This is a genomic window from Rhizobacter sp., from assembly GCA_021153565.1.
Lineage (GTDB): Bacteria > Pseudomonadota > Gammaproteobacteria > Burkholderiales > Burkholderiaceae_C > Albitalea.
Genome location: JAJKJU010000198.1, coordinates 1 through 13,366 on the forward strand (window position 1 = coordinate 1; position 13,366 = coordinate 13,366).

Consider the following 13,366-nt stretch of genomic DNA (forward strand, 5'->3'; position numbering starts at 1 on the left):
CACGGCATGGCAGACCTTGTCCCAGGTGGTGCCAAAGCTCAGCGCCGTCTCCTTCCACGACAGCTTGCGTGCCCAGTGCGCCAGGTACAACATGTAGGCCTCGGTCAGGGTGTGCTTGCCCGTTGCCCAGGGCACCGACTCTACCTTCACGCCGCATTGGCCACACTTCACGCGCCTCATGGCATACACAAGCATCACGGCATAGCCCCAGATCGGGATGAACTCAAACCTCCGCACAGGCAGCACGCCATATCCGGGCGCAGGCTTGCCGCAACACGAGCAGTGCGCCTTGGAGCCCCGGCGTGGTCGCACATCCACCTCGATGGTGCTGGTGGCGGCGATCAGCCGCACGGCGGCGTAGACGAAGTCGGGAAAGTGGTGGCAGGCGTTGAGCAAACGGGTCAGCAACATGGTCAACCCCCGAGGCATTCGTGCCGGTGCGTCGATTCTTGCGCCGCAGGTCGCACAGCGCCTGCGACAAGCATGCCCAGACTTGGACAACTGGCCGCAATCATGGCGCTACGATGAGCTGGATCTCGCTGTAGGGCAGCAGGTCGTCGAGATCCTCACGCCGTTTCTGCTCCACCTGCTGGATCAGGGGCTGGCGCGCAAGACCGTGAGCCGGCACCGCAACAATCTCTGGGTGCTCGGCGGCGAACTGATCCGGCGGCGCTACGAAGACGAAGAGCTTGCCCGCTTGGACGTCGAAGGCGCCCTGCGACAACTCATCGAAGACGATGGTGCTCCGCTCATGTGGCCACGCATCAGCGAATCAGAACAGGATTCGTTGGACGCCACCTGTCGAAAGCTGCACCGGTTCATGCGCAAGGCAGGCGCCGATGCGTTGCGGCCCTAGGCCGCGGGGGCTGGGGGGGGCTTGCCCCAGTGAAGGGCCCGTGCAGGGCTCGCTGCAGAGCCACGGCATAGCTGGGCGGGTGTTCCCCGGGACAAGCAGCGCAGCGATCGGACATTCGGCGATGTGGCGAATGTCGCCGCGGCACCTTGAGCAAGAAGCCATGAGGGCGCGGCGGTACGGCAGGTGCTCGCATCGGTCAGTACTCGTGCAGGGGCAACAGGAGCGCGCCACGATAAAACAATGCATACCACGGATCACCTTGCCGAAAACGCCCACAAATAGTTCGAATCCAAAACGAAAGCGCCGCAGCGCTGTGAAGCGGCTGCGGCGCCAACGAATTCGTTGATTGCACAGAGTTGACGAAACCCCGCGGGCGCTGTTCAACCCTGGGGCCACTCGCATGGGCTCGCGCCCACCCTGCGAATCAACGATCGCTCAAGACAATCAGAAGTTGTGGCGAATGCCCATCGCCACCGAGCGGAAGTCACCGCCATACAGGTTGGCCGCGTTGTCGTCGAGCTTGGTGTAGAAGCCATAGACCTTGGTGCGCTTGCTGAGGTTGTAGTTGACCCCTGCGGTGAACTGCTTGGCTTCGCTGTCAGCAAGCGAACCGTTCTTGCCGGCCTTGCCGAAGTTCAGGTGCAGTTCCGTCTGACCCATGGTGTACATGCCGGACAGGCGGATATTGGTGCGGTTGCCCACTTGGGCGCAGGCAGCGGGAGAAGCAACGCAGTCGAGCGCGAACGTATTGTTCTTGTCACGCTGGATATAACCGCCGAACGTGAAGGCGCCCATTTCATACAGGGCGCGCACAGCGAACTGGTGCTTGTTGTCGTCCTTGGCGTAGCCGGCACCCAGGTGCAGCGGGCCGCCATCCCAGTTCACGGCCGCATCGTAGGTCGGCTTCACAACGCCTTCGCCCAGTGTGCGAGCGATGTCGAAGGTTGCGCCGCTGAAGGTCGGCGAATGGTACGCGACCTTGTTGGCGTTGCTCGACACGTAGGCATACAGCGCGTCCGACGACGTGCCCGTGTCGTGGTTGTGCATGCTGACGTAGTCAGCAGTGGCATAGTAGGCATCACTCGTGAACCGGCCCAGGCGGACGGTACCGAGGGTGCTGCTGCCGAGGTTCACTTCAGATTGACGCCCCCAGAACGGCGAATTCGCGACACCGGTGTCGGCTGCAAAGCCGTGCTCGATCTGGAAGCCTGCCTTCAAGCCGCCGCCCAGGTCTTCCGTGCCCTTGAAGCCGATACGCGAGGAGTTGTTCTGCAGGATCCATACCGAGGAGCCGTTGCCGAACTTCTGGTTTTCAACGCTTTCGTTGAGTCGACCGTAGATAGTCACGCTGGATTGTGCAAATGCCGGTGCGGCAGCCGCGGCAGCAAGAACGATGGCGAGAGGCGCGAAAGATTGGCTCTTCATGGAGTTGTTCCTATGGATATGGGCGCAGCAAGCTAGTAGTGAGTTGCGCAGAAAAGAAATGACGAAAGGGCAATTTGAACCTAACCATCCAATGCCGTCACCACTTTGTCACTTATAGTTGTTTCGTTCGTGTTCAAAAAACGACAAATGCTCGGCGCTTTCGCGACGAGCATTCGTTGGGTGAAAGTGAATGGATGAAGTGATTCGCTATTCGCCCAAGTATGCGGCGCGAACCTTCGGGTCATTAAGAAGTGTCTTGGCGTCGCCACTCATCGTGACCTCGCCAGAGTCCATGACGTAACCACGCGTAGCAAGCTGGAGTGCGCGGCTAGCGTTTTGCTCGACCAGAAGCACGGTCACTCCGCGGCTGTGGATGTCGTTGACCACCTCGAAGATCTTGTCGACCATGATCGGCGACAAACCCATTGACGGCTCATCAAGCAACAGCACCTTGGGGCGAGCCATCAGCGCGCGACCCATCGCCAGCATCTGCTGCTCGCCGCCCGACATGGTCCCCGCGAGCTGATTGCGCCGCTCCTTCAGCCGCGGAAAGATGCCGAAGACCTTGTCGATGTCGGCGTCGATTTCGTTGTCGTTGCGGATGAACGCGCCCATCTGCAAGTTCTCTGTGATGGTCATGCGCGTGAACGTGCCGCGCCCTTCCGGGACCATCACCAGTCCTTGCTTGACCAGATCCCAGGCGCCCTGGCCATGGATGGTCTTGCCCATGAACTCGATGCTGCCCGACGCCACCGGCTGCAAGCCGGTGACGGCCTTTAGCGTGGTCGTCTTGCCGGCGCCGTTGGCACCGATCAGGCTCACGAGTTCACCTTCACGCACCTCGAAAGATGCACCCTTGACTGCCTGGATGCCGCCATATGCGACCTTGAGGCCGCTGACCTTGAGCAATGTGTTTGCCATGTTTGTGTTCCGATGTAGTCCTTTGTCTGTCGAAGGACGTTGCTCAGGATCAATGCGCGGCGTGGCCGGCGCAGAGGTAGGCCTCGATCACCTTCTCGTTGCGCTGCACGTCGTGGGGGGTTCCTTCGGCGATCTGCTTGCCGTAGTCGAGCACGGTCACGCGGTCGCACAGACCCATCACAAGCTTCACGTCGTGTTCGATCAGCAAGATCGTGCGTCCGTCGTTGCGGATTCGGTCGATGAGTTCGCGCAGCACGACCTTCTCAGTCGCGTTCATGCCGGCCGCGGGCTCGTCGAGTGCGATGAGCTTGGGGTCGGTGGCGAGCGCACGTGCAATCTCGAGGCGACGTTGGTCGCCATAGCTGAGCGTGCGTGCCTTGAATTCCGAGTACTTGCCGATGCCCACGTAGTCGAGCAGCTCTTGTGCGCGCTGGGCAATGGCGGCTTCTTCATGCTTGAAGGTGGGCGTGCGAAACACGGCGCCGATGAGCCCCGAATGAGTGCGCACGTGGCGCCCCACCATCACGTTCTCGAGCGCCGTCATGTCGGCGAAGAGACGGATATTCTGGAATGTGCGCGCAATACCGGCTTTCGCGACCTTGTGCACCGCGCTCGGCTTATAGGGCTCGGCGCCCAGTTCGAAACTGCCGGAATCGGGCGTGTAAAGACCCGTGAGCACATTGAAGAATGTCGTCTTCCCCGCGCCGTTCGGACCGATCAGGCCGTACACCTGGCCCTTCAGGATGGTGATGCCTACATCAGACAAGGCCTGCAGACCGCCGAAGCGCTTGGAGACCTTGCTGACCTTGAGTACCGTTTCAGTCATGATCGTCTCCCTTATTTTTCGGCCGGTGCAGGCGCTGCCTTACCGTGCTCTTTCGCGGGCCACAGGCCGCGCGGGTTCACAAGCATGATGATGATCATCGCGAGTGCAATCAAAAGCTGCCGCAAGATGGAAGCGTCTAGCCGTCCGCCGGTGAAGTTCTGCAGCGGGCTTGCCACGTAGCGAAGCACCTCTGGCAGCATTGCCAGCAACAGCGCACCAACGATCACGCCCGGCAAGTGGCCTATACCACCTAGCACCACCATCGCCACGATGATGATTGACTCATTGAGAGTAAAGGACTCGGGCGAGACGAAGCCCTGAAAGGTCGCGAACATCGTCCCCGACACGCCTCCGAAGGTGGCTCCCATGCCAAAGGCGAGCAGCTTCATGTTGCGGGTGTTGATACCCATTGCCTTGGCCGCGATCTCATCTTCGCGGATCGCCATCCATGCCCGGCCGATGCGGCTGCGCTCCAGACGGTGGCAGATCAGCACGCTGAAGCAGGCGAGCGCCAGCAACAGGTAGTAGAAGTTCGTGACGTTCGGGAAGTCCATGCCGAAAATCTCGTGCGTCTTGCCGAACTCGAAACCGAAGAGCACGGGTGAATCGATGGGCCCGACCCCGCGCGGCCCATTGGTGATGTTCACAGGCGCGTCCAGATTTAACAGAAACACGCGGATGATTTCACCGAAACCCAGTGTGACGATCGCGAGATAGTCGCCGCGCAGCTTCAGGGTAGGAGCCCCCAGCAGCACGCCAGCCAGCCCCGCCACTGCCGCCGCCAGAGGAATCACGAGCCAGATGCTCATGTGGATGCCGTTCGGAAAGCTTGCATGCAGCGCCGGAAAGGTTTCGAGCAGCTGAGGACTCGCGAGCAAGGCGAAGAGATATGCGCCGAGTGCGTAGAAGGCAACGTAGCCCAGGTCAAGCAGGCCGGCATAGCCGACCACGATGTTCAGTCCAAGGGCCAGCAGGACATACAGCAAGGCGCTGTCGAGGATGCGAACCGGGCCGCTGCCGAACTGCTGGGCGACGACCGGCAGGGCGATCAGCACGAGCGCGCCGATCGCGTAATTCATCGGTTTGTTGTCTGTGAATTTCATGGCGGCTTCCTTATGCGCGGTCGGCGACGCGTTCGCCGAGAAGGCCTTGCGGCCGCAGCGTCAACACAAGAATGAGGACGACGAAGGCGAAGATGTCCTTGTAGTGACTGCCGAGGATGCCGCCGGTGAAGTCGCCGATGTAGCCGGAACCCAGTGCTTCGATCAGACCCAGCAGCACACCGCCGACCATCGCACCAGCGAGATTGCCGATGCCGCCGAACACCGCCGCCGTGAAGGCCTTGAGGCCCGGCAGGAATCCCATGTCGTGCTGCACCGTGCCATAGTTCGACGCATACATCACGCCGGCCAGAGCAGCCAGCGACGCGCCGATGACGAAGGTGGCGGAAATGACGAAGTCGGGCTTCACGCCCATGAGGCTCGCGACCCGCGGGTTCTCGGCTGTGGCGCGCATGGCACGTCCGAGCTTGGTCTTGTTCACGAGGTACATCAGACCGGCAAGCGTCGCGGCGGTGACGCCGAGTATGAGGATCTGGATGGTGTTGATGACGGCGCCACCGATCTCGTAAGGCTCACTGGGTAGCAGGATCGGATAGGGCTTGGGATTGGGCTTCCAGAGGATCATCGCAAGCGTCTGCAGCAAGAGGCTCACGCCCATCGCTGTGATGAGCGGCGCAAGTCGCGGCGCATTTCGCAGAGGCCGATACGCGATCTTCTCGATCGTGAAGTTGAGGGCGCAGCACACGACGATGGCAGCGATCAGAGACACCAGCATCAGTGCCCAGCCTGGCATGGTCCCCTGCAGGAAGGTCACTACCGTCCAGCTTGTGAGGGCCCCCACCATCAGCACGTCTCCGTGAGCAAAATTGATGAGGTTGATGATGCCGTAGACCATCGTGTAGCCCAGTGCCACCAGCGCATACACGCTGCCAAGCACCAGACCATTGATGATCTGTTGGATAAAGGTGTCCATTCGCGAAGTCTCCTCGGGTTATATGTGCACTCGACGGGCAACTCACACGTCCGCCAAGCGTCGAGTTTTTTCTATTAGCAAAAAGCCCGCCGCGGCTGTTTGCTCGGCGGGCCTTCGACTTCAATGAAATCTCATCAAGCGGCGAAATTCTAGGGGCACGCCACTAAGGTAGACATGCGGAGTTTTCTCTAGCCGTCAAGTGGAACTCACCAAAGAATGGTTACTTCAGTCACTTTTCTTCGCCTCCTCATTCAGGCGACGCAGTTCACTTAGTTTTTCTCCGATTCGGATCTCGAGTCCGCGAGGCGCTGGCTCATAAAAGACAGGGGCCTCCACGTCGTCGGGCCAGTAGCGCTCGCCTGCCGCGAAGGCGCCTTCTTCATCATGCGCGTAGCGATAGCCCTTCCCGTAATCGAGCGTTTTCATCAGCTTTGTTGGTGCATTGCGAAGACGCAGAGGCACCGCCCGGGTGCCGTCTTGCGCGATGAAAGCCTTGGCCGCCTTGTAGGCCGTGTAGACCGCGTTTGATTTGGGCGCCATCGCAAGATAGACGACGGCTTGCGCAAGTGCGAGTTCTCCTTCGGGCGACCCGAGGCGTTCGTAGGTCTCGGCCGCATCGAGCGCCAGGCGCAGCGCGCGTGGGTCAGCCAGACCGATGTCTTCGCTGGCCATGCGCACCATGCGGCGGGCGGCATAGCGCGGGTCGACACCACCGTCGAGCATGCGGACGAACCAATAGAGCGCGGCGTCAGGGTCGGATCCGCGCACGGCCTTGTGCAAGGCCGAGATGGTGTCGTAGAACTGCTCGCCGCCATTGTCATAGCGGCGCAGTTGTTCTCCAAGCGATTTCTCCAGCAGCGCCTCATCGATTTCCTTGACGCTTGCGCCGTGAGCCGTGATGTTGGCAACCAGGTTCTCGTACGCGTTGAGCAGGCGCCGCGCGTCGCCGTCGGCATAGCCGATGAGCCGCGTCGCCGCGGGCTCGGACATGGGCGGCGCCTCCAGCATTGCCTGCGCCCGCCCGAGCAAAGTGCGCTGCTCGTCGTCGGCAAGACTCTTGAGCACGTGCACCGTCGCGCGCGACAACAGTGCGGAGTTGACCTCGAAGGACGGGTTCTCGGTGGTGGCGCCGATGAAGGTGAAGAGGCCCGATTCGACGTGAGGCAGGAAGGCATCTTGCTGGGCCTTGTTGAATCGGTGCACTTCGTCGACGAAGACCACGGTGCGGCGGCCATTGGCGCGTACCGTCTGTGCACGCTCGACAGCTTCGCGGATATCTTTCACGCCGCCAAGCACCGCCGAAATGGGAATGAACTGCGCATCGAAGGCATCGGCCATCAGGCGCGCGAGCGTGGTCTTGCCGACACCCGGCGGGCCCCAGAGAATCATCGAATGCAGACGCCCCGACTCGAAAGCCACTCGCAATGGCTTGCCACGTCCGAGCAGGTGCTGCTGGCCGATGACTTCGTCGATGGTTTTCGGCCGCAAGCGTTCGGCAAGCGGCGCGCCCGGAGGCTCTTGGAGGGAAGACAGAAGATCTGCGGTCATGGGTGGAGTCCATTGTGCCGCCTTGAACGCGCCCAGCATTTCATAGATTCTATGGACGGGTCAATGCAAGGAGCGCTTGTTCGGGTCCGGGTCTAAAGCTCGGATGCACACCCCGGGATTGGCCCGTGCGAAGCCATCCGCGTGGGTCGCGTCGACTCACGAATGTCCCCTCTTCAATCGAACGCGCGCACCCAAGCCTCGCCCATCCGCACCACTCGCAAGCTCAAGTCGCCCTTGCAGAAGTTCCGAATACCGCGACACGATCGCCAGCCCCAGACCTGCGCCCTCTCCCAATTTCACGCCTGCCGCCCCCTGCGCCCAGCGGTTGAGCAGCACGTCGCGATGCTGGATGTCCATGCCGGGTCCGTTGTCCGTGACCGCCAGCATCACATCGTCGGCATCCACGCGCAGTTCCACCGTCACCCGCGGCATCTGCTCATCCGTCGGCCGCCCGTAGCGCAAGGCGTTGTCGATGAGATTGTTGAGCAGACCTTCGAGCAATTCGCGGCTTGCCATCGCAGGCACTGGTTGATCGAGGCCCACGGCCCCGAGGTCGACACCCGCCGCATCGGCGCGCGGCAGGAAAGAGAGCACGGTGTGGTGCACGATCTCGTCGATCATCACCGCCTGCAGCACCACGCCGTCGCTCGCCTCGTCGGCCAGTGCGAGGGCGAGCAACTGATCGACCAGACGGCTGGCTCGCTCCTGGCTTGCAGCGACACTTCGCAACTGCGCCTGCCAGACGCTTGGATCCTTCTGCGCCAAACCGTAGTCGGCGAGCGCACGAATGCCGGCGAGCGGCGTGCGCAACTCGTGCGCCACATTGCCCGCGAACTCGCGCTGAGCACGCAGGCCGCGGTGGATGCGATCCATCAAGGCGTTGACGGTCTGCGTCAGGTGCTCAACGTCGCTCGATTCCGCGACCACGTGTACGGGAGTGAGGTCGGTGGAGTCTCTTTGCTGCAGCGCTTCCTGGAGACGTCCGAGCGGCTCAAGTTCGCGTCCGATGGATCGACGCAACCATGCACCGATGATGAGCAAAAGCACCGCCTGCGGTGCCACCGAATACACCAGCAACTGCTTGAGCAGCTCGCCGCGACCGACCATCGTCTGCGCCACCACGACGACGAAGGGCCGCGGGTCTTCGCGACGCACGGTGGCCATGCGCAGCACCTCGTTGGCATAACGCACGTCGCGCACCTCGGCAGCCGCGCCCGCCGGCGGAACACTGTCGCGCAAACCTGGCAGGCCCGCCACGAGCGATCCGTCTTGCCGGAGGATCTCGTAGTAGAGCGTGTCCCTGCGATCGAAAAGAATGCCGCGCAGTGCGGGAAGCGTGAGGCTCAGCGAGAGCTCGCCGTCGCGCTCGACCACGTTGGCCGCGATCGCGTAAGCGTTGTCGACGAGCGAACGGTCAAAAGCCTCGCGGGTGAATAAGTACGCGACCATCGCCGCCACTGCGCTTCCGATGAGCCAGGTGAGTGCAAGCGGCACCAGCACTCGCCACAGCATGCGCGAGCGCAGGGCTCCCTTGCGCTCGACGCCGCTCATTCGAACGGCATTGACGGCGCAGCGGACTCGGCTGCGTCGTTGTCGCGCCGCTCGGCCTCGACCACATAGCCGAGGCCGCGCAACGTGCGGATCGTAGCGCCCGTGCTGGCGAGCTTCTTGCGTAGCCGCGAGATAAAAGCCTCCAGCGCGTTGTCTCCCAGCGCTTCGTCGAAGCTCGACAGCTTGCCCGACAGTACCCGCTTGCTCACGACACGTCCGGGCGGCGTCATCAGCTCGCGCAGGACTTCGAATTCGCGCGCCGGGAGTTCGAACGGGATGGCACCCGCGGGTGTCTGCGTAAAGAAGCGGCCGGCTTTTCGGTCAAGCACGAGGATGCCGACTTCGCATCGATCATCGATACCGTGCGCGCGACGAGCCATTGCACGAAGCCGCGCCTCGACCTCGCCCAGATCAAAGGGCTTGCCGAGGTAGTCGTCGGCACCCGCATCGAGTCCGGCAATGCGCTCGTCGGTGCGATTGCGCGCGGTGAGGATGAGCACCGGTGTTCGATCGCCCCTGGCGCGCGCCTCTCGCAAGGCAGTGAGCCCGCTGTCGTCGGGCAGGTTGAGATCGAGCAGCACAGCATCGAAGTGCTGCACGCGCCACAGGTGGCATGCATCGACGGAAGTGCTGGCCATGTCGACGCGGTGGCCCGCATCGTTGAGGCTGCGAAGCATCACGTCGCGCAGTACGGCATCGTCTTCTACGAGGAGGATTCTCATGGGGAATGTGGTGTTGCGTACAAACCCTGGGTCAGGCGTCACGACGTCACTGGGATAACGCAGCATGAGTGGCGCACCGCTGGCGGAGTCAGAGGCTGAGAGTTTTTCGAGCATGTCCGAGCAGCACGTCAAAAGGCGCCTGATCTAGGCGCAAAGCGCAGCCATAGCCTGGGCTATGGCGAGCATTTGTAACGACGAGCAGGGGTCTTTTGGCGTGATGAGCGGGCATGATCGAAATACTCTCAGCCTCTCAGGCGAGGTCACTGCTCGATCACGTCTGCACCTTGCGGCACCGTGAACTTGAAGTGCTCGGGCGCCATCGGCACGTTCGCCGAAAGCTGCGTGAACTGCAGCAGCGAGCGCTGGCCGAAGCTGTCGACGATCTCCAGGGCCGACAAATCCTTGCCTTTGAAGCCTATGCGCACCGATTGGAAGGCGCCATCCTTGGCTTTGGGGATGGCCTGCGCCCAGTCGAGGCCGTCTTTCGACGGCAGCGCCGAGAGCGTGAAGTCCTTTTCCAGCGAACCTCCGGCAAGCAACGCGGCAGGGGTTGCACCCATGGCTTGGCTGAACTTGCGCGAGCTCACCTGATTGAGGTCAGCGTCGTAGATCCAGACCTTCTGCCCGTCGGCCACGATCAACTGTTCGAAGGGCTTGGCGTAGGCAAAGCGAAAGCGATTGGGCCGTGAGAACTCGAAGGTGCCGCTGGACGACTTCTTCTTGGCGCCGTCCGGCGACGTCACGACCTGCGTAAATGCGGCATGGCCGGTCTTCACGTTGTTGACGAAGTCCTTGAGAGTGTCGACCGCATCGGCGTGGGCGCCGATGGATGCGAGGGCAAGAACAGACGCAGCGAGCAGTTTGTTGTTCATTCAGCACGCGCCGGGACGACGATGTCTCGGTTGCCGTTGGTGGACATGGCCGATACGAGCCCGGATTTCTCCATTTGTTCCAGCAAACGGGCTGCCCGGTTGTAGCCGATGCGTAAATGTCGCTGCACCAGCGAGATCGATGCGCGTCTATGCTGCAACACTACGCCGACCGCCTGGTCGTACATCGGGTCGTTCTCACCGTTGCCACCGCCCCCCGGCATGTCGGCGGTGGAAATGTCGCCATCACCGTCGAGCGTGCCACCTTCGAGGATGCCCTCGATGTAGTTCGGTTCGCCCTGACTCTTGAGGTAATTGACCACGCGGTGCACCTCATCGTCGCTCACGAAAGCGCCGTGCACGCGCACCGGCAAGCCCCCTCCGGGCGTGAGATAGAGCATGTCGCCCTGCCCCAGCAAGGCTTCGGCGCCCATCTGGTCAAGGATGGTGCGGCTGTCGATCTTGCTCGACACCTGGAAGCTCAGTCGCGTGGGAATGTTGGCCTTGATGAGGCCGGTGATCACGTCAACACTTGGCCGCTGCGTCGCGAGAATCAGGTGGATTCCAGCGGCACGCGCCTTCTGCGCGAGGCGTGCGATCAGTTCTTCAATCTTCTTGCCGACCACCATCATCAGGTCGGCCAGCTCGTCGATCACGACAACAACGAAGGGCAGTCGCTCCAGCGGCTCGGGTTGCTCGGGCGTGAGGCTGAAGGGGTTGGGAATCGACTGGCCGTTCTCGAGCGCCTCGGCGATCTTCTTGTTGTAGCCGGACAAGTTGCGCACACCCATCTTGCTCATGAGCTTGTAGCGACGCTCCATCTCGCCCACACACCAGTTGAGAGCGTTGGCTGCTTGCTTCATATCGGTGACGACAGGTGCGAGCAAATGCGGAATGCCTTCGTAGACGCTCATTTCAAGCATCTTCGGATCGATCAGGATGAGTCGGACGTCGCGCGCTTCGGCCTTGTACAAGAGCGACAGGATCATCGCGTTGATGCCCACCGACTTGCCCGAACCGGTGGTGCCGGCGACAAGGCAATGCGGCATCTTCGCGAGGTCGGCCACCATGGGCGCGCCGATGATGTCCTTGCCCAGACCCATTGTCAGCTGCGAGGACGCGTCGTTGTAGACCTGCGAGCCGAGGATTTCCGACAGGCGAATGGTCTGCCGCTTGGAGTTGCGCAGTTCGAGCGCCATCGTCGTCCTGCCGGGAATCGTCTCGACCACGCGGATGCTCACAAGGCTGAGCGAGCGGGCCAGGTCCTTGGCCAGATTGACAATCTGCGAACCCTTCACCCCCGTGGCGGGCTCAATCTCGTAGCGAGTAATCACCGGGCCCGGTGAGGCCGCCACCACGCGAACTTCAACGCCGAAATCCTTCAGCTTCTTCTCGATCAGACGCGAGGTCATCTCGAGTGTGTCGGGCGTGACCGAGGCCTCGATGCGCGTGGGAGCTGCGTCGAGCAGATCGACCTGCGGCAGCTTGGTGTCAGACAACTCGGTAAAGAGCGGCTTCTGCCGCTCCTTGACCACACGCTCGCTCTTTGGAACCTGGATGACCGGCGCCTCGATCACGATCGGCACGTGCTCTTCGTGCCATTGATGCTCGACCTCGACCACGTGCTCACGCTCTTTCAGCGCCTGCTCCCCAAGGCGGATGTCTTCGGCGCGCTCGATGCGTTCGACGCGACGCTCCCTGAGCGAATCGAACCAGGTTCCGATTTTTTCCGCGGCACGCAGCCACGAAAAGCGAAAGGCCATCGCGAGGCCAGCGACGAGGACCGCAATCCACAACACGCCCGACCCGACGAAACCAAGAAGGTTTTGGCTGACATGCCCGAGCAATGAGCCGAGCACACCGCCCGCGGCGCCCCCAGGCAACCGCGGGTCCCATTGATACATGCGCGTCCATTCGAGCGAAGTGCTTGCGCAAAGCAGCAAGGCAAGACCCGCCCAGAAGAGCCAGCGCGGTTTGTTGGATCGCACGACGTCACCTCCCCGCAGCACACGCGCCAGCGCACCCAGCCATTCGCGCGCGCCCATGGCCATGAGCCACCAAGTTGAATAGCCGATCAAGAAGAACGAGAGATCGGAAAACCACGCGCCCAGTGCCCCCGCCTTGTTCAGCGCCACCGGCGAACTGCCGGACGTGGAGAAAGCCGAATCGGCCGCGTTGTGCGTGGCAAGCGCCAACAGTGCCAGCAACCACGCCACACCGCCCGCCAACAGCATGAGCTGCGCCTTCCAGCCGGCTGGGTGGTGATGCTCTTCGGCGCTCGGACGCACGCCTTTTTTGCTGCGGGTGTACGTTCCGCCATGCCCCCCTGCGTGGGAGCTGGCGGACGGAGAAGAGGAGACTTGCGAAACCCCGGAGTCGGACCGGAGCGAACCGAGCGGAAACGTCATGCGCGGATTGTGGCCGAAGCCGGCCTTCGCGCTGTGAAGATGAGAATCAAGCCCGGCTGTTCCCGAGTCAGAGGCTGAGAGTTTTTCGAGCGCGCCCGAGCAGCACGTCAAAAGGCCCCTGATCTAGGCGCAAAGCGCAGCCATAGCCCGGGCTATGGCGAGCATTTGCAACGACGAGCAGGGGCCTTTTGACGTGATGAGCGGGC

At 62.0% G+C, this 13,366-nt stretch carries 11 protein-coding genes and 1 pseudogene; 1 reads left to right on the plus strand and 11 read right to left on the minus strand.

Translation table 11 applies throughout. The features are described 5' to 3' along the window. Positions 1 to 411 (minus strand): annotated as a pseudogene (locus AC30NL_RS12355) (ISL3 family transposase); the annotation flags it as partial. On the opposite strand from AC30NL_RS12355, the gene AC30NL_RS12360 reads away from it, so the two are divergent. Continuing rightward, on the plus strand, positions 410 to 856 hold the full coding sequence (locus AC30NL_RS12360) for a hypothetical protein (protein WP_489464298.1): 447 nt from the start codon (positions 410 to 412) through the stop codon (positions 854 to 856). The pseudogene AC30NL_RS12355 and the gene AC30NL_RS12360 sit on opposite strands and share 2 nt — an antisense overlap. Positions 857 to 1,300: 444 nt before the next feature. Here the strand turns inward: AC30NL_RS12360 and AC30NL_RS12365 are convergent, their stop codons facing one another. From AC30NL_RS12365 to AC30NL_RS12410, 10 genes are all read right to left on the minus strand, one after another. Continuing rightward, the gene (locus AC30NL_RS12365) at positions 1,301 to 2,281 is read right to left on the minus strand and encodes a porin (RefSeq protein ID WP_489464299.1); all 981 of its coding nucleotides are present in this window, start codon (positions 2,279 to 2,281) and stop codon (positions 1,301 to 1,303) included. A 207-nt stretch (positions 2,282 to 2,488) separates the two neighbouring features. Then, positions 2,489 to 3,202, minus strand: a complete 714-nt coding sequence (locus tag AC30NL_RS12370) for an ABC transporter ATP-binding protein (protein ID WP_489464300.1) — start codon at positions 3,200 to 3,202, stop codon at positions 2,489 to 2,491. A 49-nt stretch (positions 3,203 to 3,251) separates the two neighbouring features. Next, on the minus strand, positions 3,252 to 4,028 hold the full coding sequence (locus AC30NL_RS12375; RefSeq protein WP_489464301.1) for an ABC transporter ATP-binding protein: 777 nt from the start codon (positions 4,026 to 4,028) through the stop codon (positions 3,252 to 3,254). An 11-nt stretch (positions 4,029 to 4,039) separates the two neighbouring features. Beyond that, positions 4,040 to 5,131, minus strand: coding sequence for an ABC transporter permease subunit (locus AC30NL_RS12380; RefSeq protein WP_489464302.1), 1,092 nt, complete (start codon positions 5,129 to 5,131; stop codon positions 4,040 to 4,042). Positions 5,132 to 5,141: 10 nt separating this feature from the next. Continuing rightward, on the minus strand, positions 5,142 to 6,062 hold the full coding sequence (locus tag AC30NL_RS12385; RefSeq protein ID WP_489464303.1) for a branched-chain amino acid ABC transporter permease: 921 nt from the start codon (positions 6,060 to 6,062) through the stop codon (positions 5,142 to 5,144). Between the two features lie 225 nt (positions 6,063 to 6,287). Then, positions 6,288 to 7,610 carry a replication-associated recombination protein A gene (locus tag AC30NL_RS12390; RefSeq protein ID WP_489464304.1) on the minus strand — a complete coding sequence of 441 codons (1,323 nt, stop codon included), beginning with the start codon at positions 7,608 to 7,610 and terminating at the stop codon, positions 6,288 to 6,290. A 156-nt stretch (positions 7,611 to 7,766) separates the two neighbouring features. Then, positions 7,767 to 9,161 carry a sensor histidine kinase gene (locus tag AC30NL_RS12395; RefSeq protein ID WP_489464305.1) on the minus strand — a complete coding sequence of 465 codons (1,395 nt, stop codon included), beginning with the start codon at positions 9,159 to 9,161 and terminating at the stop codon, positions 7,767 to 7,769. Then, the gene (locus AC30NL_RS12400) at positions 9,158 to 9,883 is read right to left on the minus strand and encodes a response regulator (protein WP_489464306.1); all 726 of its coding nucleotides are present in this window, start codon (positions 9,881 to 9,883) and stop codon (positions 9,158 to 9,160) included. The genes AC30NL_RS12395 and AC30NL_RS12400 overlap by 4 nt, the downstream gene beginning before the upstream one ends. A 260-nt stretch (positions 9,884 to 10,143) precedes the next feature. Further along, positions 10,144 to 10,755, minus strand: coding sequence for an outer membrane lipoprotein periplasmic chaperone LolA (gene lolA, locus AC30NL_RS12405; protein ID WP_489464307.1), 612 nt, complete (start codon positions 10,753 to 10,755; stop codon positions 10,144 to 10,146). Further along, the gene (locus AC30NL_RS12410) at positions 10,752 to 13,160 is read right to left on the minus strand and encodes a DNA translocase FtsK (RefSeq protein ID WP_489464308.1); all 2,409 of its coding nucleotides are present in this window, start codon (positions 13,158 to 13,160) and stop codon (positions 10,752 to 10,754) included. Before AC30NL_RS12410 ends, lolA begins: the two co-directional genes overlap by 4 nt. Positions 13,161 to 13,366: the final 206 nt, after the last annotated feature.